The organism is Citrobacter sp. RHB36-C18 (assembly GCF_013814485.1).
GTDB lineage: Bacteria > Pseudomonadota > Gammaproteobacteria > Enterobacterales > Enterobacteriaceae > Citrobacter > Citrobacter braakii.
The window spans coordinates 2,731,807-2,754,841 of the sequence record NZ_CP057125.1 but is presented as its reverse complement, the minus strand read 5'-3'; the positions used below and the strand labels follow the sequence as shown (position 1 = coordinate 2,754,841).

Genomic DNA, 23,035 nt, shown 5'->3' with positions numbered 1-23,035 from the left:
CCCCCTTAATCCTCATCAGGAATGACTGAAATATGGCCATTACGCTCAAGGATTGCATACTTAATTTTCCCTGGTTCCGTAATGCCCTGACTCTGGCGTGCAGCCACCAGAATATCATCGAGAGAGACATCAACCATTTTCATTTTCTCCATTAACGGTTCGCCGTGGTCCAGCAGAATCACCGGTGAGCCATCAAGAGCAGATTCAGCGCCGCTCATCTGTTTTTTAATGAATCCGAAAAATATATCGATCACTACCAAAGTGACAATGGTGAGCATCGCCCCTGTTATGGAAAAATCATTGCCAAGTAATGCCTGTTGTGTGGCTTCACTAATAATCAATAATAAAATCAGGTCGAAACTGGTCATTTGTAATAATGCGCGGCGTCCAACAATCTTAAATACGACGAGTAAAATAAGATAAATTGCTAAGGCTCTCAGCACCATTTCCATAATGATCTCCTATGGATAAATAAACTGACTGAAACGAATTTCAGGGCCGGAATTTAACTGGATCACACTCATGGCGCTTCCGGGTTTTACTGGTGTAACAAGTAACCAGATTGATATATTTTCTTGTTTTTTATTGGCATTATACACGAGGTACAGATCATCTCCCTTGCTGTACATTCTGTCAGGTAGAGGCCAGATATTTTCTGTTTCATAGAAAGCATTGAAATCTCCACCAATACGATAAATGTTCCCCTCAGAATGTTGACCTGTAGTCGAGATCTTTAATTTAAACTCTGTCTGCAAACGACCAAATCGCTCAAAATCCAGTGTCACTTCTCCGGTAGTATTCTTACTCACGGCATTACTGAAATAACCATCCGAAAAAACACCTAATACCGCCAGGGAAATAATAATGAGTAAAACAGCGAATCCAACCTTATGAAATTTCGACTCAAAATTCAGAAAGTAATGACTTTCTTCAATGCCGGGGACTGTCTGTTTTTTTCTGGGCATGTTTGACCTCTCTGTTTTGCTTGTATCTCGCCAGTTAGATGATTTGTAACGATATTACTTTTTAAGACAGTTCCAGTTTGCCAGATTAAGGAATAGCAACCAGACTTAATAAGTCAAGTTGTTACTGAGGTAAGGACGGAATGAAATTATACGTGATACCATTAATATATTGTTTTTTAATCCCGACAGTTTTCGCTGACGATGACAATGGTGGACTGAAAAAAGATACTGCGCCGCCACCACCACACGCTCTGGATGAGGGGTACCGGGGTACAGAAGATGCGCGAATCATGACGGTTCAACAAGCCAAAAGTATGCATGATGGTGCAACCATCTCCCTGCGCGGGAATCTGATTGATGGTCAAGGTGGAGATAAATTTGTTTTTCGTGACAAAACCGGCAGTATTTATACACTGATTCCACTTTCTGTCTTTGACGGTCGCACGGTAAATCCCGATCAAATGATCAGTATTAACGGCAGTCTTGACACCAAAACGCAACCTCCTGTGGTTCGCGTTAACAGAATACAAAAGTAACATTACTACTGCTCTGCAAATTTCCCGACGCAGAGTAACCCATGCTGGAAGCGTGGTATGGCATACCAGAAGAACTATCCTAAGGTCTGCTTATCGCTCATAGCGGACTTCAGCGGCAGTAAAAGCTTTATCATCGAGGTTTGCCAATAGTGGTAGCGCGTTGAATGTGCCGCCGAAAAACTTGGATTCTTGGCGAAAACTCTTCCCCAAAACTAAAATCAAAGTTTAGATAATCAATGAGTTGTAAAAGGTAGCCACTGGCTGTTTTTGAAAGTAGAAAGCATGATAATTTCAATTATATCAAATGGTAGCTATGAATTTGGCAATGTAATGCTGCGTCACATTGGTTGAGCTAACTGGGGCCCCTGATTTTTCACATTTCCAACGGCACGCGTCACCGCGTGTCGTATAAATTTATCAGCCGGTACGGCACCATCGGCCCGATGAATAAAGCAAGGCTGTTTCTTGTCGTCTTCCTTTTTCCATTCTTACCAGCCATCAGCTAAGCAAATTACACGGCCATGCTGCCAGAGTGGTTTAAACATTCTGCTGATGGTTGCAGTTTCAGAACGTGCATAAATTAGCGGCAGCTTAGACCACCATCGATTGTTAATTTTTGGGGGCAAATTTGGGGGCAAAAATCAGTTCGGGGCATGATTTGGGGCGATGAAATGACTCACATTGCCCGAAATTGTCCAAGGCGATTTTTCATTAACTGATTGATTTTATGGTAATTGACTGTAATTGCTAAATTTACAAAATCAATTTTATAGTCTAACGCTGATTATGTGGCTGTGGGGATAAACATTTAATAAACCGCGGGAAGGGAGCCATTTCGTTCATGAAATAAAAAGCCGGATAAGGTGATAGCCTCCATCCGGCTAAAATACGCATTAGCTCGCCTGTTTTTTCATCATGCTGAAGATAAACAGCAGCGCAGCACACAGCACCACGGAAGGACCTGCCGGGGTGTCATAGAAGGCCGAGAAGGTCAGCCCGCCTGTAACCGCTATCATTCCCACACCAACGGCAACCCCTGCCATTTGTTCTGGCGTACGGGCAAAGCGACGGGCGGTTGCCGCAGGGATAATAAGCAGAGAGGTGATAATTAACGCTCCGACAAATTTCATCGCCACGCCAATAGTTAATGCTGTGACCAGCATCAGCAGAAGCTTAACGCGTTGCAGCTTCACGCCATCCACAAATGCCAGATCCGGACTGATGGTCATCGACAGCAGGTTGCGCCACTGCCAGAACAAAATCGCCAGAACGATAACCACCCCAATGGCGATGGAAATAAGATCTTCTGGCGTCACGGCGAGCAAATCACCAAACAGGTAGGCCATCAGATCCACACGGATGTTAGACATCAGGCTGACGACAACCAGCCCTAATGACAGCGCACTGTGGGCCATAATGCCCAATAAAGTATCGATTGCGAGGTGGGGGCGTTTTTCCAGCCATACCAGACCGCCTGCCAGCAACAAGGTGACGACGATGACCGCATAGAAAGGGTTTACATCCAGCAGCAGGCCAAAGGCGACCCCCAGTAGCGAAGCGTGGGCCAGCGTATCACCGAAATAAGACATTCGACGCCAGACCACAAACGAGCCGAGCGGGCCAGCGGCACAGGCCAGCATGATCCCGGCTAACCAACCGGGTAATAACAATTCAATCATGAGTGACCATTTCCCCGGCGTAAGACGATACGACCCTGTAAATCGTGGCGGTGATTATGATTATGACGGTAAATTCCGAGTTGTTCGGCACCGCGTTGTCCGAACATTGAGATGAATTCCGGGTGCATGGAAACCACTTCCGGCGCACCAGAACAACAAATATGATGGTTCAGGCACAGTACCTCATCGGTTTTTGCCATCACCAGATGCAGGTCATGAGAAACCATCAGTACGGCGCAATCCAGTTCACGTCGCAACTGATCGATAAGATCGTACAGTGCGACCTGCCCATTGACATCCACGCCCTGGGTTGGCTCATCAAGCACCAGTAGCTGAGGTTTATTCAATAAAGCACGGGCCAACAGGACGCGTTGTGTCTCCCCGCCAGAGAGTTTTTGCATCGGCGCATTCATCAGATGTCCGGCCTGAACACGCTTCAGTGCCGGAAGGATATCTTCTTTTTTGGTGCCGGGACGCAGGCGCATAAACCGACTTACCGTCAGCGGAAGCGTAGTATCGAGGTACAGTTTTTGCGGCACATAGCCAATCCGCAATCGACCATTACGCTTGATAACTCCCTCATCAGCCTCTACCAGCCCTAATACAACGCGCACCAGCGTAGATTTCCCGGCACCATTTGGGCCGAGAAGCGTCAATATTTTACCGGGTCGAAGTTCAAGCGATACGTCAGAGAGGACGCGGCGTTGACCATAAGAGACCGAGACATTTTCCAGTGAAACCAAAGTCGTCATATCAATTTTAGTCTTGCAGAAGTTATAGAATGTTATAATATCACAATTCTCACATTCATTACGATGATTGGTCGCATTATGTTACATAAAAATACGCTTCTTTTCGCAGCATTATCCGCTGCTCTTTGGGGTAGTGCAACACAGTCGGCAAATGCCGCTGTCGTGGCTTCTCTTAAGCCACTGGGGTTTATCGCTTCAGCCATTGCTGACGGGGTTACTGACACCCAGGTTCTGCTGCCTGACGGGGCTTCCGAACACGATTACTCATTGCGTCCTTCAGACGTAAAACGCTTACAGGGCGCGGACTTAGTCGTTTGGATTGGACCTGAGATGGAAGCGTTTATGGAAAAATCAGTCAAGAATATTCCTAACGCAAAACAGGTAACGATTGCGCAGCTCAATGACGTGAAACCGTTACTCATGAAAGGTGCTGACGACGATGATGACGATCATGGACATAATGATGCCGGCAGTGAAAAAAGTGACGAGCATCACCATCACGGCGATTACAACATGCATCTTTGGCTTTCCCCAGAGATAGCACGGGCCTCAGCGGTTGCAATCCATGAAAAATTAGTGGAACTTATGCCGCAAAGTCGAGCCAAACTTGACGCCAACCTGAAGGATTTTGAGGCACAATTAGCCGCAACCGATAAGCAGGTAGGTAACGAGCTCGCGCCGCTCAAGGGAAAAGGTTACTTCGTTTTTCATGACGCCTATGGCTACTACGAAAAACACTACGGACTAACACCGCTTGGTCACTTTACCGTGAACCCTGAGATTCAACCTGGTGCGCAGCGTTTACATGAAATAAGAACACAGTTGGTTGAGCAAAAAGCAACCTGCGTTTTTGCTGAGCCACAGTTCAGGCCAGCGGTCGTTGAAGCCGTCGCGAGAGGGACATCCGTTCGAATGGGAACGTTGGATCCGCTCGGAACGAATATCAAACTGGGTAAAACAAGCTATTCAGCGTTTTTGAACCAATTAGCCAACCAGTATGCGAGCTGCCTGAAAGGAGATTAATGAGGAAGTGATTACGTGCAACAGATAGCCCGCTCTGTCGCTCTGGCATTTAATAATCTGCCGCGGCCCCATCGCGTTATGCTGGGGTCGCTTACCGTACTGACATTGGCCGTCGCTGTCTGGCGGCCCTATGTTTACCATCCTGATTCTGCACCCATCGTCAAAACTATCGAGCTGGAAAAAAGCGAGATTCGTTCACTATTGCCTGAGGCCAGCGAACCTATCGATCAGGCCGCTCAGGAAGACGAAGCCATCCCACAGGACGAACTGGATGACAAAACGTCTGGTGAAGCCGGCGTGCATGAGTATGTCGTCTCCACGGGCGATACGCTGAGCAGTATTCTGAATCAGTACGGCATCGATATGGGTGACATCAGCCAGCTCGCGGCTTCCGACAAACAACTGCGTAACCTGAAAATTGGTCAGCAACTTTCCTGGACGTTAGGCGCGGAAGGTGATTTGCAGCGCCTGACCTGGGAAGTCTCCCGTCGTGAAACCCGTACTTACGATCGCACCGCGACGGGTTTCAAAATGAGCAGCGAAATGCAGCAGGGCGATTGGGTTAACAGCCGAATCAAAGGCACCGTGGGCGGAAGTTTTGTCGCCAGTGCCAAAGATGCCGGACTGACCAGCTCTGAAATCAGCGCAGTGATTAAGGCCATGCAGTGGCAGATGGATTTCCGCAAACTGAAAAAAGGCGATGAGTTCTCGGTACTGATGTCTCGCGAAATGCTGGACGGTAAGCGTGAGCAAAGCCAACTGTTGGGCGTACGCTTGCGTTCTGAAGGTAAAGATTATTACGCAATCCGTGCTGAAGACGGTAAGTTCTATGACCGCAACGGTACCGGACTGGCGAAAGGCTTTATGCGTTTCCCGACGGCTAAGCAGTTCCGCATCTCTTCCAACTTTAACCCGCGTCGTCTGAACCCGGTGACCGGACGCGTTGCGCCGCACAAAGGTGTCGACTTTGCGATGCCGCAGGGGACGCCGGTGCTGTCGGTGGGTGATGGCGAAGTGGTTGTAGCGAAGCGCAGCGGCGCAGCCGGATACTATGTTGCGGTTCGTCATGGTCGCACTTATACCACACGTTATATGCACCTGCGTAAGTTGTTGGTCAAACCAGGACAAAAAGTGAAACGTGGCGATCGTATCGCGCTGTCTGGCAATACCGGGCGTTCAACGGGTCCGCATCTGCACTACGAAGTCTGGATCAACCAGCAGGCAGTGAATCCTCTGACGGCGAAACTGCCGCGCACAGAAGGTCTGACCGGGTCGGATCGCACCGATTACCTGGCACAGGTGAAAGAAGTTGTTCCTCAGTTGCGTTTCGATTAATTAACACGCTGACAGAGCCGGTACGCTATGCGTGCCGGCTTTTTTATTTTGTACGGCGCATCGCGCGCCGCTACACTATCAGCAGATCTACTTTTCGCCGCACCAGACACTGGAAGAGCATGGAAACGAAAAAAAAGAATATTGAATATATCCCCGAGTTTCACAAATCATTTCGCCATCCGCGCTACTGGGGTGCATGGCTTGGTGTGGCGGCGATAGCAGGCATTTCGTTAACGCCAGCATCATTTCGCGATCCAATTCTGGCAAAGCTCGGAAGAATGGCAGGGCGGCTGGGAAAAAGCTCGCGTCGCAGAGCACTGATCAATTTATCCCTCTGCTTTCCTGAGCGCAGCGAAGCTGAGCGTGAAGCTATTGTCGATGAGATGTTTGCGACTGCACCTCAGGCGATGGTCATGATGTCGGAACTCGCCATACGCGGCCCGGAAAAAATTCAGCATCGGGTTGACTGGCAGGGGCTGGAAATCATCGAAGAGATGCGTCGCAACGATGAAAAAGTGATTTTTCTGGTTCCTCATGGTTGGGGCGTAGATATCCCAGCGATGCTGATGGCTTCCCAGGGACAGAAAATGGCTGCGATGTTCCACAATCAGGGAAATCCGGTATTCGATTTTGTCTGGAACACGGTGCGTCGTCGTTTCGGTGGTCGTTTGCATGCGCGTAATGATGGCATCAAACCGTTTATTCAGTCTGTACGTCAGGGATATTGGGGATACTACCTGCCGGATCAGGACCATGGCGCTGAGCACAGCGAGTTTGTGGATTTTTTTGCTACCTATAAAGCCACGTTACCGGCGATTGGCCGCCTGATGAAGGTGTGTCACGCCCGTGTGGTGCCGCTGTTCCCGGTATACAATGGGAAAACGCATCGCTTAACGATTCAGGTTCGTCCTCCGATGGATGACATCCTGACGGCGGATGATCACACCATTGCCAGACGAATGAACGAAGAAGTGGAAATCTTTGTGACGCCGCATCTCGAGCAATACACCTGGATTCTAAAACTGCTTAAGACGCGCAAACCCGGTGAAATTGAGCCTTATAAGCGCAAAGATCTTTATCCGAAGAAATAAAAAAAGCCTCTCAAACGAGAGGCTTTTTTACTTCAAACGGGGCGTTACTCGACGGTCAGAATACGCGTGGTATTCGTTGAGCCAATGGTGCTCATGACATCGCCTTGCGTCACAATGACCAGGTCGCCGGAAACCAGATAGCCTTTATCGCGCAGCAGGTTCACTGCTTCACTGGCGGCAACGACGCCGTCAGTTTCGCTGTCAAAGTGAACCGGGGTGACGCCGCGATACAGGGAAGTCAGATTCAGCGTACGTTCATGACGAGACATCGCGAAAATCGGCAGACCAGAACTGATACGTGAAGTCATCAGCGCAGTACGACCGGATTCCGTCATTGTGATGATAGCGGTGACCCCTTTCAGGTGGTTAGCGGCATACATCGCTGACATGGCAATCGCTTCTTCAACGTTATCAAACTGCACGTCAAGGCGGTGTTTAGAGACGTTGATGCTCGGGATCTTCTCAGCACCCAAACAGACGCGTGCCATAGCCGCGACGGTTTCAGCCGGGTACTGACCTGCTGCAGTTTCTGCAGAGAGCATAACGGCATCGGTACCGTCGAGGACGGCGTTAGCCACGTCCATCACTTCCGCACGGGTCGGCATTGGGTTGGTGATCATCGACTCCATCATCTGCGTGGCGGTAATGACCGCACGGTTCAGCTGACGTGCGCGGCGAATCAACGCTTTCTGAATACCTACCAGCTCAGGATCGCCAATTTCAACGCCCAGGTCGCCACGCGCCACCATCACCACGTCGGAGGCAAGGATGATGTCATCCATCGCATTCTGGTCGCAGACGGCTTCTGCACGTTCTACCTTGGCGACAATTTTCGCATCGCAGCCAGCGTCGCGCGCCAGACGGCGGGCATAGTTCAGATCTTCGCCGCAGCGCGGGAAGGAGACGGCCAGATAGTCAACGCTGATTTGCGCAGCGGTGACGATGTCGGCTTTGTCTTTTTCGGTCAGGGCTTCAGCAGAGAGACCGCCGCCCAGTTTGTTAATGCCCTTATTGTTGGACAGCGGGCCACCGACGGTAACTTCGGTGAAGACTTTCATGCCCTGAACTTCCAGCACTTTAAGCTGTACGCGGCCGTCGTCGAGCAGCAGGATATCGCCCGGGACGACGTCAGCAGGCAGTCCTTTATAATCAATACCGACTTTTTCTTTGTCGCCTTCGCCTTTGCCGAGGTTGGCGTCTAACAGGAACTTGTCGCCAACGTTAAGAAATACTTTACCTTCTTTAAAGGTTGATACGCGGATTTTAGGTCCCTGCAGGTCACCCAAAATAGCTACATGACGTCCCAGTTTTGCGGCAATTTCACGGACCTTATCCGCCCGCAGTTTGTGATCTTCTGGAGAGCCGTGAGAAAAGTTCATACGTACGACGTTCGCACCCGCGGCGATAATCTTTTCAAGGTTATTATCGCGGTCAGTTGCCGGGCCTAACGTGGTAACGATTTTGGTTCTGCGAAGCCTTCTGGACATGTAATACTCCGTTGACTGAAACAACTTGGTGTTGCGTGAACATTAATCCGGTCGTTCTCAAATATTAACGGTAAATGAACGACCCGGATGATAAAAGGGTAGAACATTGTTATTGCTTTTAGCGGTCATCACTCTTGATGAGTAATTCTTTATCAAAACGCGATTCCTTGAGCGCTTCCTTGACACGCTTCAAGTTATCTCTAAATTTTGCCCCACGGCGCAAAGTAAATCCTGTAGCCAGCACATCTATCACGGTCAGTTGAGCAAGTCGAGAGACCATGGGCATATAAATGTCAGTATCTTCCGGTACATCGAGAGTAATTGCCAGCGTTGCTTCACGCGCCAGTGGCGTGCCGGGAGAGGTGAGGGCGATAACCATGGCGTCATTTTCCCGCGCCAACTGCGCCAGTTCCACCAGACTTTTGGTTCTTCCGGTATGAGAAATAAGCACAATGACGTCATCGTCGCTACAATTCATGCAACTCATGCGTTGCAGAACAATATCGTCGGAATAGATTACCGGTACGTTAAACCGGAAAAATTTATTCATTGCGTCATGCGCCACTGCGGCAGAAGAACCGAGGCCAAAGAAGGCAATTTTTTTCGCCTGAGTTAATAAATCTACTGCCCGGTTTACCGCTGCGTTATCCAGAGACTGGCGGACGTGGTCGAGGCTTGCCATCGCTGACTCGAAGATTTTCCCCGTGTAAGATTCTACGCTGTCATCCTCATCCACATTGCGATTAACATATGGGGTGCCATTTGCCAGACTTTGCGCCAGATGCAGTTTAAAATCAGGGAAGCCGCGGGTATCCATACTGCGACAGAAACGGTTCACCGTCGGTTCGCTGACATTGGCTTCCACAGCAAGTGTGGCGATGCTTGAATGGATTGCCCGCTCGGGAGAGGCAAGAATAATGTCGGCGACTTTACGCTCTGACTTGCTCAACTGTTCCAGTTTTAACTGGATTTTTTCCAGCATATTCATGATGTAGGTAGACTCATGGGTCATGGGCAAAAACGATTTCAATGATACGGAGAAATCGGGGCATAATTTCGTGTATAGATATTACCCCTGCTAATGCAGCAACGGGGCAAAATGGACAGAATAGTTGTTGTTTTTTTTCATTACATGATCGGAGTCGGGTTTTCTTACGTCTTCAGGGGTACGAAAAAAGACGACTTTTTTGTCCAATTTGCGACGGCAAACGCCCATAAAGCGACTGTTCGCGGTAACAGCACGGCTGGATAAGCGTTTACGGTTTCCGGATTCACGTAAAAGCAGTACAGTGCACTGTAATAAAATTACAACCAGTGTCTGGCAAAAGCACCAGGCACTTAATTGAGGAGAATGACATGGCGGTAACGCAAACAGCCCAGGCATGTGATCTGGTCATTTTCGGCGCGAAGGGCGACCTGGCGCGGCGGAAATTGCTGCCTTCCCTGTATCAACTGGAAAAGGCCGGCCAGATTAACCCGGAAACCCGTATCATTGGGGTAGGGCGTGCCGACTGGGACAAAGCAGCCTATACCAAGGTTGTGCGTGAAGCGCTCGAAACCTTCATGAAAGAAAAAATCGACGAAGGTTTGTGGGAGACTCTCAGCGGTCGTCTGGAGTTTTGTAATCTGGACGTCAATGACACCGCCGCGTTTAGCCGTCTGGGCGAAATGCTGGATCAAAAATCACGTACCACCATTAACTATTTCGCGATGCCGCCGAGCACCTTTGGCGCGATCTGCAAAGGCCTGGGTGAAGCAAAGCTGAATGCTAAACCAGCCCGTGTTGTGATGGAAAAACCGCTGGGTACGTCGCTGGCAACATCCCGTGAAATCAACGATCAGGTCGGCGAGTATTTCGAAGAGTGTCAGGTTTATCGTATCGACCACTATCTTGGCAAAGAGACGGTCCTGAACCTGCTGGCACTGCGTTTTGCCAACTCCCTGTTTGTGAACAACTGGGATAACCGCACTATCGATCACGTAGAAATTACCGTGGCGGAAGAAGTGGGTATTGAAGGCCGCTGGGGCTATTTTGACCAGGCAGGTCAAATGCGCGACATGATTCAGAACCACCTGCTGCAGATCCTGTGCATGATTGCGATGTCTCCGCCGTCCGATCTGAGCGCCGACAGCATTCGTGATGAAAAAGTGAAGGTACTGAAATCGCTGCGTCGTATCGATCGTTCGAACGTACGTGAAAAAACGGTTCGCGGTCAGTACACCGCGGGTTTTGCCCAGGGCAAAAAAGTGCCGGGGTATCTGGAAGAAGAAGGCGCGAACAAGAGCAGCAACACGGAAACGTTTGTGGCGATCCGTGTGGATATCGATAACTGGCGCTGGGCGGGAGTTCCGTTCTACCTGCGTACCGGTAAACGTTTACCGACGAAGTGCTCTGAAGTGGTGGTTTACTTCAAAACGCCTGAGCTGAATCTGTTCAGAGAATCCTGGCAGGATCTGCCGCAGAACAAGTTGACCATCCGTTTGCAGCCTGATGAAGGTGTCGATATCCAGGTACTGAACAAAGTGCCGGGTCTGGATCACAAGCATAATCTGCAAATTACCAAGCTTGATCTGAGCTATTCCGAAACCTTCAACCAGACGCACCTTGCCGACGCCTATGAGCGCCTGCTGCTCGAAACAATGCGCGGAATACAGGCGCTGTTTGTGCGTCGTGATGAAGTTGAAGAAGCATGGAAGTGGGTCGACTCAATTACCGAAGCCTGGGCGATGGACAACGACGCGCCGAAGCCGTATCAGGCAGGGACCTGGGGCCCGGTTGCTTCTGTGGCGATGATTACCCGAGATGGTCGTTCCTGGAACGAATTCGAGTAAAATATCATCTAGCCCATAGGTGTTATTTTACCGGTAACATGATCTAACACAGATTGTAGAATAATTTTTGCACTTTTAAGCTCCGCGTGGATTCACCCGCGGGGCTTTTTTTATTACACTCCCTGAAACGATTTTGCCCCTGAGCTACGGCCAACAAGCGATTCAGCTATTTTTGCCCAACTGAAACACATTGTTGATCCAACGCTCTGACAGATAAATTTTAGGAGCCTCTATGAATCCGAATTTGTTACGCGTAACACAACGTATCGTCGAACGTTCTCGTGACACACGTTCCGCCTACCTCGCCCGTATTGAACAAGCGAAATCAACTACCGTTCATCGCTCGCAACTGGCATGCGGTAACCTGGCGCATGGTTTTGCTGCGTGTCAGCCGGACGATAAGGCCTCGCTGAAAAGCATGCTGCGTAACAATATCGCGATCATTACCTCCTATAACGACATGCTTTCCGCGCATCAGCCGTATGAACACTATCCGGCCATCATTCGTAAAGCACTGCATGAAGCCAATGCAGTAGGCCAGGTTGCTGGCGGTGTACCTGCAATGTGCGACGGTGTGACCCAGGGACAGGATGGGATGGAGCTTTCGCTGCTCAGTCGTGAAGTGATTGCGATGTCTGCTGCAGTGGGCCTTTCCCACAACATGTTCGACGGCGCGTTGTTCCTCGGCGTGTGCGACAAAATTGTCCCTGGCCTGGTAATGGCTGCGCTGTCATTTGGTCATCTGCCGTCAATCTTTATTCCTTCCGGTCCGATGGCGAGCGGTCTGGCGAACAAAGAAAAAGTGCGTATCCGTCAGCTGTATGCTGAAGGTAAAGTCGATCGCATGGCGCTTCTTGAATCTGAAGCGGCGTCTTATCACGCTCCGGGTACCTGTACGTTCTACGGCACGGCGAACACTAACCAGATGGTGGTGGAGTTTATGGGTATGCAACTGCCTGGCTCCTCATTTGTACATCCTGATGCGCCGCTGCGTGAAGCGCTGACCGCGGCTGCAGCCCGTCAGGTAACACGCCTGACCGGCAACGGCAATGAATGGATGCCGATCGGTAAAATGATCGATGAAAAAGTGGTAGTGAACGGTATTGTAGCGCTGCTGGCGACCGGGGGCTCTACCAACCATACGATGCACCTGGTGGCTATGGCGCGTGCGGCCGGGATTCTGATTAACTGGGATGATTTCTCCGATCTGTCCGATATCGTGCCGCTGATGGCGCGTCTGTACCCGAATGGTCCGGCAGATATTAACCACTTCCAGGCGGCGGGTGGCGTACCGGTGTTAATGCGTGAACTGCTTAATGCGGGTCTGCTACATGAAGATGTGAACACCGTTGCCGGATTCGGTTTATCCCGCTACACCATGGAACCGTGGCTTAACGAGGGTGAACTGGACTGGCGCGAAGGGGCGGTGAAGTCTCTGGACAGCAACGTGATCGCCACCTTTGACCAACCATTCTCCCACCACGGCGGCACCAAAGTGCTGAGCGGTAACCTCGGGCGTGCGGTGATGAAAACGTCGGCGGTACCGGTAGAAAACCAGATTATTGAAGCGCCGGCAGTTGTCTTTGAAAGTCAGCATGATGTGTTACCCGCTTTCGATGCCGGTCTGCTTGACCGGGATTGCGTGGTGGTTGTACGCCATCAGGGACCAAAAGCGAACGGAATGCCAGAATTACATAAACTCATGCCGCCACTTGGTGTATTATTGGACCGTTGTTTCAAAATTGCGTTAGTTACCGATGGACGACTTTCAGGTGCTTCAGGTAAAGTGCCTTCAGCAATCCATGTAACCCCGGAAGCCTATGATGGCGGGCTGCTGGCAAAAGTACGCGATGGCGACATCATTCGTGTGAATGGACAGACAGGTGAATTGACGCTGCTGGTGGATGAAGAGGAACTTGCCTCCCGTCAGCCACACATTCCTGATCTCAGCGCATCGCGCGTGGGTACGGGACGTGAAATGTTCAGCGCGTTGCGTGAAAAGCTGTCCGGTGCGGAGCAGGGCGCAACCTGTATCACTTTTTAAGACTTATTTTGTAATCAGGCGAGAGAAAACTCTGATGAAAAACTGGAAGACAAGTGCAGAAGCAATCCTGACCACTGGCCCGGTTGTACCGGTTATCGTGGTTAATAAACTGGAACACGCGGTGCCAATGGCAAAAGCGCTGGTTGCAGGGGGCGTGCGCGTTCTGGAAGTGACCTTACGTACCGCATGTGCGATGGATGCCATTCGCGCGATCGCAAAAGAAGTTCCGGACGCTATCGTTGGTGCGGGTACCGTACTGAATCCACAACAGCTGGCTGAAGTCACTGAAGCGGGTGCGCAGTTTGCTATCAGCCCGGGCCTGACCGAGCCGCTGCTGAAAGCTGCAACTGAAGGCACTATTCCGCTGATCCCAGGCATTAGCACCGTTTCTGAACTGATGCTGGGTATGGACTACGGTTTGAAAGAGTTCAAATTCTTCCCGGCGGAAGCAAACGGCGGTACTAAAGCGCTGCAGGCAATTGCGGGTCCGTTCTCTCAGGTCCGTTTCTGCCCAACCGGCGGTATCTCTCCAGCGAACTACCGTGATTACCTGGCACTGAAAAGTGTGCTGTGCATCGGTGGTTCCTGGCTGGTTCCGGCAGATGCCCTGGAAGCTGGTGATTACGCACGCATTACCAAGCTGGCTCGTGAAGCAGTCGAAGGCGCGAAGCTGTAATAACGCAAAATGCCCGGTAATCATTACCGGGCCTGCGAGTCTGAAACGGGCCATCTGGCCCGTTTTTTATCCTGCGACTTTCACCTGTGCCGCCGCGTCTTTCGCGCGTGTCACCGCGTCTTCAATACTCTGCGCTGTTGCCAGCACAACGCCCATACGACGGCTCCCGTCGATGTCTGGCTTGCCGAAGAATCTGACTTGCATACCTGTGCCCACAGCGGCCTGTACGTTATCAAACGTGACATTCTGGCTGGTAAGCTGCGGCAGAATAACGGCGGAAGCAGAAGGCCCATATTGACGGATTGCGCCAACCGGCAGACCGAGAAATGCGCGAACATGCAGGGCAAACTCAGACAGATCCTGCGAAATCAAGGTCACCATACCCGTGTCGTGAGGGCGAGGGGAAACTTCGCTGAAAATCACCTCATCACCGCAGACAAATAGCTCTACCCCAAACAGACCGTGGCCGCCCAGCGCCAGCACCACCTTACGGGCAATCTCCTGCGCTCGAGCCAGCGCCAGTTCACTCATCTGCTGCGGCTGCCAGGATTCGCGATAATCGCCATCTTCCTGACGATGTCCTACCGGTGCGCAGAAATGTACGCCATCAACGGCGCTGACGGTAAGCAGGGTGATTTCAAAATCAAAATTCACTACGCCTTCGACGATAACGCGTCCGGCACCTGCTCGGCCGCCTTGTTGAGCATAATTCCAGGCTTCAGTGAGTCGATCGGCGGAACGAATAAAGCTCTGTCCCTTACCGGAGGAACTCATTACCGGCTTCACGATGCAGGGATAGCCGATTTCGGCGACGGCCTCGCGAAAGCGGGCTTCGCTGTCAGCAAAGCGGTAAGAAGAGGTCGGTAGAGATAATTCTTCGGCGGCGAGACGACGGATTCCTTCGCGGTTCATGGTCAACTGCGTCGCTCGGGCGCACGGCACGATGTTGTGACCGTCTTGTTCCAGTTTTACCAGCATATCCGTGGCAATCGCCTCTATTTCCGGCACGATATAATGTGGTTTTTCACGCTCGACGAGCTGGCGTAAAGCATCGCCATCCAGCATGTTGATTACGTATGAGCGATGGGCAACGTGCATGGCTGGCGCGTCGGGGTAACGATCCACGGCAATGACTTCCACACCCAGGCGTTGGCATTCAATCGCTACCTCTTTACCCAGTTCACCTGAACCTAATAATATCACTCGCGTTGCTGCGGGACGCAGCGCTGTGCCTAATAACGTCATAAATTAATCCCCTGTTTTATCTGGGCGCAGTATATACGAAAACGTTTGCGTCTGTCTTTATTACCAGGTTGATTTCAAGGCGCAAAAAGAATATACTGTACATAAATACAGGTAATTTAAGAGGCTGCAAAAATGGCGGTTGAAGTTAAATACGTAGTCATTCGGGAAGGTGAGGAAAAAATGTCGTTTACCAGCAAAAAGGAAGCCGATGCGTATGACAAAATGCTTGATACAGCAGATTTGCTCGACACATGGCTGGAGCAATCGCCGGTAGCGCTCGAAGACGAGCAGCGCGAAGCGCTTTCCCTGTGGCTGGCTGAGCAGAAAGATGTGCTGAGCGCCATTCTGAAAAACGGCAAGCTGCCCTCTCCGCAGGCGGTCGAAAACGATGCGCACGCTGAGGATGATACTCAGGCTGCCTGAAACGACTTGCGCTCCTGACGTTTTGTACCATGCTTTTCCCTGAATCATTGTGCAATCCCTGACGTCTTTTCACGTTGCAACAGGCAACCTGAAGGACGAAGGGGAGATTAAGGAGAAAAGAATGTATAAAAAAAGAGCGTTGTTGAGCCTGCTGTTGTTATCTGCCAGCGTATCTGTATTTGCGGCAAATATGGAAAGCAAGAAAGTTCAGTTCCCCAAGTGCGAAGGACTGAATGCTGACGGTATCGCGGCGAGCGTGAAACGTGATTATCAGCAAAATCGCATCGCGCGCTGGGCTGACGATCAAAAACGCGTCGGGCAAGCCGATCCTGTCGCCTGGGTCAACACGCCCGATATTACGGGTAAAGATGGGAAATGGTCAGTTCCCCTCACGGTTCGCGGTAAAAGCGCGGATATTCACTACCAGGTAAAAGTCGACTGCAAAGCCGGAACGGCGGAGTATCAGTCGCAGTAACGAAGGTAGAAGGTATTTGCACTTCTTTTGATGACCTGAACACTTCCTGACATCCCCTCGAGTACGCTTTGATGATTATTCGTCTGTACTTGAGGGGCAACATGGCTAACTGGCTGAATCAACTTCAATCTCTTCTTGGGCAAAAAGGATCTTCCGCGTCATCTTCTGGTGAGCAAGGGCTGAGTAAACTTCTGGTTCCCGGCGCGTTAGGCGGTCTGGCAGGATTACTGGTTGCCAACAAATCTTCACGGAAATTACTGAGTAAATACGGCACCAGCGCGCTTCTGGTGGGCGGCGGTGCGGTTGCCGGTACCGTATTATGGAACAAATACAAGGATAAGGTTCGCGCGGCGCATCAGGGTGAACCGCAGTTCGGTGCACAAAGCTCACCGCTGGATGAGCGAACCGAACGACTGATCCTGGCGCTGGTTTTTGCGGCGAAAAGCGATGGTCATATTGATGCCAAAGAACGTACCGCCATTGAGCAGCAGCTCCGTGAAGCAGGCGTGGAAGAGCAGGGCCGCATTCTGATCGAACGTGCGATTGAACAACCGTTAGATCCTCAGCGCCTGGCACAAGGGATCCGCAACGAAGAAGAGGCGCTGGAAATTTACTTCCTGAGCTGTGCGGCGATTGATATCGACCACTTTATGGAGCGTAGCTATCTGAACGCGCTGGGCGATGCGTTGAAGATCCCGCAGGATGTTCGTGAAGGCATTGAACAGGATCTCAAGGAACAAAAACAGGCTTTACCGGGTTAATTACTTACCGTTAAGGCGCATGTTTCGCTTGCATCATTGCTGTCTTTTGCCACCCTTATAGGATGTTTAAGCAAAAGAACAATGACATGCTACCAAAAGCTTCTCGTATTCCCCACGCCATGACGAATCATGGCGATACCCGCGTTGATAATTATTACTGGCTGCGAGATGACACCCGCTCGCAGCCAGAAGTGCTGGATTATCTGCAACAAGAAAATGCGTATGGCCGCCAGATTATGGCCTCGCAGCAGGCATTGCAGGATCGCGTCCTGAAAGAGATTATCGACCGTATCCCGCCTCAGGATGCTTCCGCCCCCTATGTGAAGAATGGTTATCGCTACCGGCATATTTATGAACCGGGATGCGAATATGCCATTTATCAGCGTCAGTCTGCCTTCAGTGAAGAGTGGGATGAATGGGACACCTTGCTGGATGGTAACCAGCGCGCGGCCCACAGTGAGTTTTATACGCTGGGGGGACTGGCGATATCTCCGGATAACACCATCATGGCGTTGGCCGAAGATTATCTCTCTCGTCGGCAATATGGCGTGCGTTTTCGCAATCTGCAAAGCGGTAACTGGTATCCGGAAGTGCTGGAAAACGTTGAAGCGGATCTGGTCTGGGCGAATGACTCGCAAACCTTCTATTACGTGCGCAAACACGCAACGACGCTGCTCCCGTATCAAGTGTGGCGGCATACCGTCGGCTCGCCGTCATCACTGGATGAGCTAGTGTATGAAGAAGCCGATGACATGTTTTATGTCAGTCTGCATAAAACGACCTCGTTACATTATGTGGTTATTCATATCGCCAGCGCGACCACCAGTGAGGTTTTGCTGCTTGACGCAGAACTGGCGGATGCCGAGCAGTTAGTCTTTTTAGCGCGACGCAAAGATCACGAGTACAGCCTCGATCACTATCAGCATACGTTTTATCTGCGTTCCAATCGTCAGGGTAAAAATTTCGGCCTGTACCGTACCCGTGTGCGTGATGAACAAGCCTGGGAGACGCTGATCCCGCCGCGCGACAGCATCATGTTGGAGGGCTTTACGCTGTTCACAGACTGGCTGGTGGTGGAAGAGCGTCAGCGGGGCTTAACCAGCCTGCGACAGATTAATCGTAAAACGCGCGAAGTGGTCGGTATCGCTTTTGATGATCCGGCGTATGTGACATGGCTTGCCTATAATCCAGAACCTGAGACAGCGCGCCTGCGTTATGGCTATTCCTCCATGACCACACCGGACACGCTGTTTGAACTGGATATGGACACCGGAGAGCGTCGCGTACTCAAACAGACGGAGGTCCCAGGATTTGATGCGGCGAACTACCGTAGCGAACACGTATGGATCACCGCGCGTGATGGCACCGAGGTTCCGGTTTCGCTGGTTTACCATCAAAAGTATTTCCTGAAAGGGAAAAACCCGTTACTGGTCTACGGCTATGGCTCGTATGGCGCCAGCATGGACGCCGATTTCAGCAGCAGCCGCTTGAGCTTACTGGATCGCGGCTTTGTTTATGCCATTGCTCATGTGCGTGGCGGCGGCGAGTTAGGACAGCAGTGGTACGAAGACGGTAAGTTTCTGCTCAAGAAAAATACCTTCAATGACTACCTCGACGTCTGCGACGCGCTGCTAAAAATGGGTTATGGCGCGCCTTCGCTGTGTTATGGCATGGGGGGGAGCGCCGGAGGAATGTTAATGGGTGTTGCCATTAATGAGCGCCCGGAACTCTTCCATGGCGTCATTGCGCAGGTGCCTTTTGTCGATGTGGTGACCACGATGCTGGATGAGTCCATTCCCCTGACGACCGGTGAGTTTGAAGAGTGGGGGAATCCGCAGGACGAAGAGTATTACACCTACATGAAAAGCTACAGCCCGTATGACAATGTTACAGCGCAAGATTATCCTCATCTGCTGGTTACGACGGGATTACACGACTCCCAGGTGCAATACTGGGAACCGGCAAAATGGGTGGCAAAACTGCGCGAGCTGAAAACGGACGATCGTCTGCTGTTACTCTGCACGGATATGGATTCCGGGCATGGCGGAAAATCAGGGCGTTTTAAATCATACGAAGGCGTGGCCCTGGAATACGCGTTTTTGATCGGACTGGCGCAGGGGACACTGCCTGGACAGGCATCTGCTCAGGCGTTATCCAGATAGTGCTTCAGCGTTAAGCGCAGCTCCGGGCTCATACTGTCGAGGTTATTAAATAACCAGCGCAGATAGCCCGGATCGCGTTCAGCCACTTCTGATACAGGTTTTCCGCGATACTTGCCGAAAGTGAAAGTAGTAAGTAACGCAGGACGGCCGGTAATATCGACCATCTGTTCTGCTGACCAGCCTGACGTCTGTATGATGTCGATCAGCAGTGCCGCGGTGATGTAGCAGTCGTACAGGGCACGGTGATGATGCAGGCCAGCTGGCGTCTGCACGCTCAGCTTGCGCGATTTATACAGCGCCATGTTGCTGTATTTGATTCCTGGCCACAAACGACGGGAGAGTTTCATGGTGCAAATCCACTCCCCGGGCATGTCGGGTAATACGCGGCGATCAAAACTTGCATTGTGCGCCACGTACCATTCGCTGCCGTAATATTGTGGGATGACATCTTCAATCCACGGCTTATCGGCCACCATCGCTTCCGTAATGCGATGAATTGCCATCGCCTGAGGGCTGATGGGGCGGTCAGGACGCACCAGGTGGCTCATGGGGTTGACTATTTTTCCGTCAATCACATCGACAGAAGCAATCTCAACAATGCCTCCCTGCAGACCACAGGTTTCTGTATCTATTATGCGCAACATGCCATGCTCCTGACCCAAAACGATTAGCGTAAAGGAATGATATCACCTTGCCAACCCCGTGGCGTGCGTTGACCGGTTAAGAGTAAGGAACCGCTGTCTGCGCGAACAATCAATCGACCTTGCTCATCCCATAACGCGCTGCTGCCACGCGCATTGGCCATTAATACCGCAATGGCAAATTTATGCGAGAAACTCTGTAGACGAGATGTGGAGGAGAGCAATTCGGGCTCACTGACAGACTGACTGCTGGTGAATAGCGAGTACGCCGGGTCGATATCGATACCTTCCGGTTGGCTATCCACAACGCTGATGGCATTTTGCTGTCTGGCTATACAGGCCCCGTGGCTCTGGTGAAACGTTAAGGGGGAGGTCATCCAGGGAGAGAAAAGCGCGATACCTTTTACGAACCGATTGTTATGTTCTACCGATAGCCCCGCAATAATCGTCATGCGATAAGTCACGGCTGCATGCGCGAGAGGTTCTAACAACGCTTCATCGGGTGGGGCAGGGAGCGCGTCATTCTCATCAACACAACCCAACAGGGAAAGGGAGGGGAAAACCAGCAATTCACATTGGCATTGAGCGGCTGCCTGAATGAATTGCAGGTGATGCGCGACATGTTCGGTAACTGAGGTTTGAAGAGGTTCGTACTGTGCTGCTGCGATTTTCCAGTGTGACATAATGATTTCCTTTTCATAGTGTCTACAACCATCTTTAAAGTATAGATTAAGAATATACTTATACTGTAGCAGGCATCATGTAAGGAATCGTAACGTAATATAAGTTTTATTTAACTTTAGGCTCGTAGGGTAAACGTGAAAGGGAAACGGATGCCAGACGGTGCGCGATCAGTCTTTCCCGAAACCAGTCGCGTAAATGTTCGGGCTGTTCACGCTCAACGACTTCGGCAACAACCGGCATGTTGTATCGCTCCTTAAATGCGACACCCGCCGCGGCCAGGTCAACATTGACCTTATCCATTTCAGCTTGCTCAAGTTTGGCCAGATTGATGTTCATGGGCTTCTCCTTTTCTCTGTCTTTCGGCGCGCAAAGTTACTAAGAGTGTGCATTAATGGCAAGACCGAAATGATGATTCTCGACTCGATCATTGTAGAAGGTTATTCTCTATAGATTAGACATAACAAAAAGGAATAGTTGAAATGGCTTCATCTGCATCTATGCTTCGCAACGCTCTCATCGTACTCGCCAGCCTTTTGGCAACTCCCGCCGCCCTGGCTCATGCTCACCTGACAAAACAAAGCCCGGCGGCTAATGCCGATGTTGCGGTATCTCCTCAGGCGTTGACGCTGAATTTCTCAGAAGGTGTCGAGCCGGGATTCAGCGGCGCAACGCTGACAGGCCCAAACAAAGAACAGATCAAAACGGGCAAGGCATCACGCAGTGAACAGGACAAAACACAACTGATTATTCCACTTGCTCAAACGCTTGAGGCCGGAAAATATACTGTCGACTGGCACGTCGTCTCCGTGGATGGTCATAAGACAAAGGGGCAATATACCTTTAGCGTGAAATAACCGATGCTGGAATTTACCTGGGTTGCACTACGGTTTATCCATTTTACCACGTTGATGCTGGTCTTTGGCTGTGCGCTCTACGGCGCATGGTTGGCTCCCGTTTCGGTTCGTCGTTTAATGATGCGTCGTTTTTTGCGTCTGCAACGACATGCCGCAGCGTGGAGCTTTATTAGCGCGACGCTGATGCTGGCGATCCAGGGTGGTTTAATGGGCTCAGGCTGGCGGGATGTTATTTCTAGTGACATATGGGGTGCCGTGTTGCAAACGCAGTTTGGCGGCGTCTGGTTATGGCAGATTATCCTCGCGCTGGTCACGCTGGTGGTGGTAATTATAGTACCGCGCAGCATGCCGCGACTGCTGTTAATGCTGACGATTGCGCAGTTTATTTTGCTGGCTGGCGTCGGACACGCGACGCTGCATAGCGGTATCGCAGGGGCAATCCAGCAGGTTAACCACGCCTTGCATTTGGTATGCGCAGCCGCCTGGTTCGGCGGTTTGCTGCCCGTACTTTACTGTATGCAAATGGCGCAAGGTCGCTGGCGGGAACAGGCCATCAATACTATGATGCGTTTCTCCCGCTACGGGCATCTTTTCGTTATCGGAGTTTTACTTACCGGTATCATGAATGCGCTGCTTATTGTCGGTTTCTCTGTTCCCTGGCACATGGCTTACGGGCAACTGCTTTTGTTAAAAGGTGCTCTGGTGATGCTAATGGTGGCGATTGCGCTGGTGAATCGGTATGTTCTGGTACCACGCATGCGGCAGGATAACCGCAGTATGGCACTCTATTTTGTTTGGATGACTAAGCTGGAATGGGGAATTGGGGCCGTTGTGCTGGCGATTGTCAGCCTGTTTGCAACCCTCGAACCTTTCTGATTGATGGATTGGCGAAACGCATGAAAAAAATCATTATCTCGTTATTACTACTGGCAAGTTCAGGGGCCGCGCTGGCTGCGCCACAGGTCATCACCGTCAGCCGTTTTGAGGTTGGCAAAGATAAGTGGGCGTTTAATCGGGAAGAGGTGATGCTGACCTGCCGTCCGGGTAACGCGCTGTATGTCATCAATCCCAGTACGCTGGTGCAATACCCATTGAATGATGTTGCCAGACAGCAGGTAGAGAGTGGGAAAACTACGGCGAAGCCGATCGAGATTATCCAGATTGACGACCCGGCGAAACCGGGTGAAAAAATGAGCCTCGCACCGTTTGTGGAGCGTGCAGAAAAGCTCTGCTAATTGTCAGATGTAGCGTTCTGATTTCCAATAAAAAACCGCAAGGCTCTCTCAGGAGAACTTGCGGTTTTTACGTTTGGATGTGTGACAATCGTCCTTTTTTTCAGGCCACTTTAGTCGCGGACTGGAAAACCTGGC

General features: G+C 50.9%; 24 protein-coding genes and 1 pseudogene. 14 read left to right on the top strand and 11 right to left on the bottom strand.

From position 1 onward, the window contains the following. Positions 1-5 precede the first annotated feature (5 nt). Both HVZ52_RS13170 and HVZ52_RS13165 read right to left on the bottom strand, forming a co-directional pair. Positions 6-452, bottom strand: coding sequence for a YetF domain-containing protein (locus HVZ52_RS13170; protein WP_075847167.1), 447 nt, complete (start codon positions 450-452; stop codon positions 6-8). A 9-nt stretch (positions 453-461) separates the two neighbouring features. Continuing rightward, positions 462-965 (bottom strand): hypothetical protein, encoded by a 504-nt coding sequence (locus HVZ52_RS13165; protein WP_016152758.1) that lies wholly within the window; start codon positions 963-965, stop codon positions 462-464. A gap of 140 nt (positions 966-1,105) precedes the next feature. Between HVZ52_RS13165 and HVZ52_RS13160 the strand changes: the two genes are divergently transcribed. After that, the gene (locus HVZ52_RS13160; RefSeq protein WP_181598330.1) at positions 1,106-1,501 is read left to right on the top strand and encodes a YdeI family stress tolerance OB fold protein; all 396 of its coding nucleotides are present in this window, start codon (positions 1,106-1,108) and stop codon (positions 1,499-1,501) included. Positions 1,502-1,839: 338 nt separating this feature from the next. Here HVZ52_RS13160 and HVZ52_RS13155 read toward each other — a convergent pair. The 3 genes and pseudogenes from HVZ52_RS13155 to znuC all read right to left on the bottom strand — a co-directional run. Then, positions 1,840-2,103: pseudogene (locus HVZ52_RS13155) on the bottom strand (SOS response-associated peptidase family protein); the annotation flags it as partial. Positions 2,104-2,394: 291 nt separating this feature from the next. Further along, positions 2,395-3,180: a zinc ABC transporter permease subunit ZnuB gene (znuB, locus tag HVZ52_RS13150; protein WP_016152760.1), complete on the bottom strand. Its 786-nt coding sequence runs from the start codon at positions 3,178-3,180 to the stop codon at positions 2,395-2,397. Continuing rightward, entirely contained in the window at positions 3,177-3,932 is a 756-nt protein-coding gene (gene znuC, locus HVZ52_RS13145; RefSeq protein ID WP_016152761.1) for a zinc ABC transporter ATP-binding protein ZnuC, read from the bottom strand. Before znuC ends, znuB begins: the two co-directional genes overlap by 4 nt. A gap of 78 nt (positions 3,933-4,010) precedes the next feature. On the opposite strand from znuC, the gene znuA reads away from it, so the two are divergent. From znuA to lpxM, 3 genes are all read left to right on the top strand, one after another. After that, on the top strand, positions 4,011-4,955 hold the full coding sequence (znuA, locus tag HVZ52_RS13140) for a zinc ABC transporter substrate-binding protein ZnuA (protein ID WP_019076521.1): 945 nt from the start codon (positions 4,011-4,013) through the stop codon (positions 4,953-4,955). Positions 4,956-4,970: 15 nt separating this feature from the next. Then, on the top strand, positions 4,971-6,290 hold the full coding sequence (gene mepM, locus HVZ52_RS13135) for a murein DD-endopeptidase MepM (protein ID WP_016152763.1): 1,320 nt from the start codon (positions 4,971-4,973) through the stop codon (positions 6,288-6,290). A gap of 119 nt (positions 6,291-6,409) precedes the next feature. Next, complete coding sequence (gene lpxM, locus HVZ52_RS13130) at positions 6,410-7,381, top strand: lauroyl-Kdo(2)-lipid IV(A) myristoyltransferase (RefSeq protein ID WP_137381103.1); 972 nt, start codon at positions 6,410-6,412, stop codon at positions 7,379-7,381. Between the two features lie 44 nt (positions 7,382-7,425). On the opposite strand, the gene pyk is transcribed toward lpxM, so the two are convergent. Both pyk and HVZ52_RS13120 read right to left on the bottom strand, forming a co-directional pair. After that, entirely contained in the window at positions 7,426-8,868 is a 1,443-nt protein-coding gene (gene pyk, locus HVZ52_RS13125) for a pyruvate kinase (RefSeq protein ID WP_016152765.1), read from the bottom strand. Positions 8,869-8,986: 118 nt separating this feature from the next. Further along, positions 8,987-9,856 carry a MurR/RpiR family transcriptional regulator gene (locus HVZ52_RS13120; RefSeq protein ID WP_019076523.1) on the bottom strand — a complete coding sequence of 290 codons (870 nt, stop codon included), beginning with the start codon at positions 9,854-9,856 and terminating at the stop codon, positions 8,987-8,989. Between the two features lie 368 nt (positions 9,857-10,224). Here HVZ52_RS13120 and zwf point away from each other — a divergent pair, with 368 nt between their 5' ends. From zwf to kdgA, 3 genes are all read left to right on the top strand, one after another. Further along, entirely contained in the window at positions 10,225-11,700 is a 1,476-nt protein-coding gene (gene zwf / locus HVZ52_RS13115) for a glucose-6-phosphate dehydrogenase (RefSeq protein ID WP_003034896.1), read from the top strand. Positions 11,701-11,932: 232 nt separating this feature from the next. Beyond that, positions 11,933-13,744, top strand: a complete 1,812-nt coding sequence (gene edd / locus HVZ52_RS13110; RefSeq protein ID WP_047358576.1) for a phosphogluconate dehydratase — start codon at positions 11,933-11,935, stop codon at positions 13,742-13,744. A gap of 34 nt (positions 13,745-13,778) precedes the next feature. Beyond that, complete coding sequence (kdgA, locus tag HVZ52_RS13105) at positions 13,779-14,420, top strand: bifunctional 4-hydroxy-2-oxoglutarate aldolase/2-dehydro-3-deoxy-phosphogluconate aldolase (RefSeq protein ID WP_016152768.1); 642 nt, start codon at positions 13,779-13,781, stop codon at positions 14,418-14,420. A 66-nt stretch (positions 14,421-14,486) separates the two neighbouring features. Here kdgA and purT read toward each other — a convergent pair whose 3' ends face one another. Beyond that, a complete protein-coding gene (purT, locus tag HVZ52_RS13100) occupies positions 14,487-15,665 on the bottom strand; it encodes a formate-dependent phosphoribosylglycinamide formyltransferase (RefSeq protein WP_181598329.1) in 1,179 nt (392 codons plus the stop codon). Positions 15,666-15,797: 132 nt separating this feature from the next. On the opposite strand from purT, the gene yebG reads away from it, so the two are divergent. The 4 genes from yebG to ptrB all read left to right on the top strand — a co-directional run bounded on the left by yebG (position 15,798) and on the right by ptrB (position 19,486). After that, the gene (gene yebG, locus HVZ52_RS13095) at positions 15,798-16,088 is read left to right on the top strand and encodes a DNA damage-inducible protein YebG (protein WP_003833810.1); all 291 of its coding nucleotides are present in this window, start codon (positions 15,798-15,800) and stop codon (positions 16,086-16,088) included. 121 nt (positions 16,089-16,209) lie between these two features. After that, positions 16,210-16,563: a protein YebF gene (yebF, locus tag HVZ52_RS13090; protein ID WP_016152770.1), complete on the top strand. Its 354-nt coding sequence runs from the start codon at positions 16,210-16,212 to the stop codon at positions 16,561-16,563. Positions 16,564-16,664: 101 nt separating this feature from the next. Beyond that, positions 16,665-17,324, top strand: a complete 660-nt coding sequence (locus tag HVZ52_RS13085; RefSeq protein WP_104652107.1) for a tellurite resistance TerB family protein — start codon at positions 16,665-16,667, stop codon at positions 17,322-17,324. 86 nt (positions 17,325-17,410) lie between these two features. Further along, a complete protein-coding gene (ptrB, locus tag HVZ52_RS13080) occupies positions 17,411-19,486 on the top strand; it encodes an oligopeptidase B (RefSeq protein ID WP_181598328.1) in 2,076 nt (691 codons plus the stop codon). Here the strand turns inward: ptrB and exoX are convergent. The 3 genes from exoX to HVZ52_RS13065 form a co-directional block, all read right to left on the bottom strand. After that, entirely contained in the window at positions 19,468-20,130 is a 663-nt protein-coding gene (exoX, locus tag HVZ52_RS13075) for an exodeoxyribonuclease X (protein WP_181598327.1), read from the bottom strand. The genes ptrB and exoX overlap by 19 nt on opposite strands. A gap of 23 nt (positions 20,131-20,153) precedes the next feature. Beyond that, positions 20,154-20,810 carry a carbon-nitrogen hydrolase family protein gene (locus HVZ52_RS13070; protein ID WP_016156222.1) on the bottom strand — a complete coding sequence of 219 codons (657 nt, stop codon included), beginning with the start codon at positions 20,808-20,810 and terminating at the stop codon, positions 20,154-20,156. A 106-nt stretch (positions 20,811-20,916) separates the two neighbouring features. Continuing rightward, complete coding sequence (locus HVZ52_RS13065) at positions 20,917-21,147, bottom strand: DNA polymerase III subunit theta (RefSeq protein WP_003034925.1); 231 nt, start codon at positions 21,145-21,147, stop codon at positions 20,917-20,919. Positions 21,148-21,290: 143 nt separating this feature from the next. Here HVZ52_RS13065 and yobA point away from each other — a divergent pair, with 143 nt between their 5' ends. From yobA to HVZ52_RS13050, 3 genes are read left to right on the top strand one after another with little or no spacing between them, the layout of a single operon-like run. Further along, positions 21,291-21,665 (top strand): CopC domain-containing protein YobA, encoded by a 375-nt coding sequence (gene yobA, locus HVZ52_RS13060; protein WP_047415373.1) that lies wholly within the window; start codon positions 21,291-21,293, stop codon positions 21,663-21,665. Between the two features lie 3 nt (positions 21,666-21,668). Continuing rightward, entirely contained in the window at positions 21,669-22,541 is an 873-nt protein-coding gene (copD, locus tag HVZ52_RS13055) for a copper homeostasis membrane protein CopD (protein ID WP_181598326.1), read from the top strand. A gap of 20 nt (positions 22,542-22,561) precedes the next feature. Further along, entirely contained in the window at positions 22,562-22,900 is a 339-nt protein-coding gene (locus HVZ52_RS13050; RefSeq protein WP_003833793.1) for a YebY family protein, read from the top strand. Positions 22,901-23,035 lie beyond the last annotated feature (135 nt).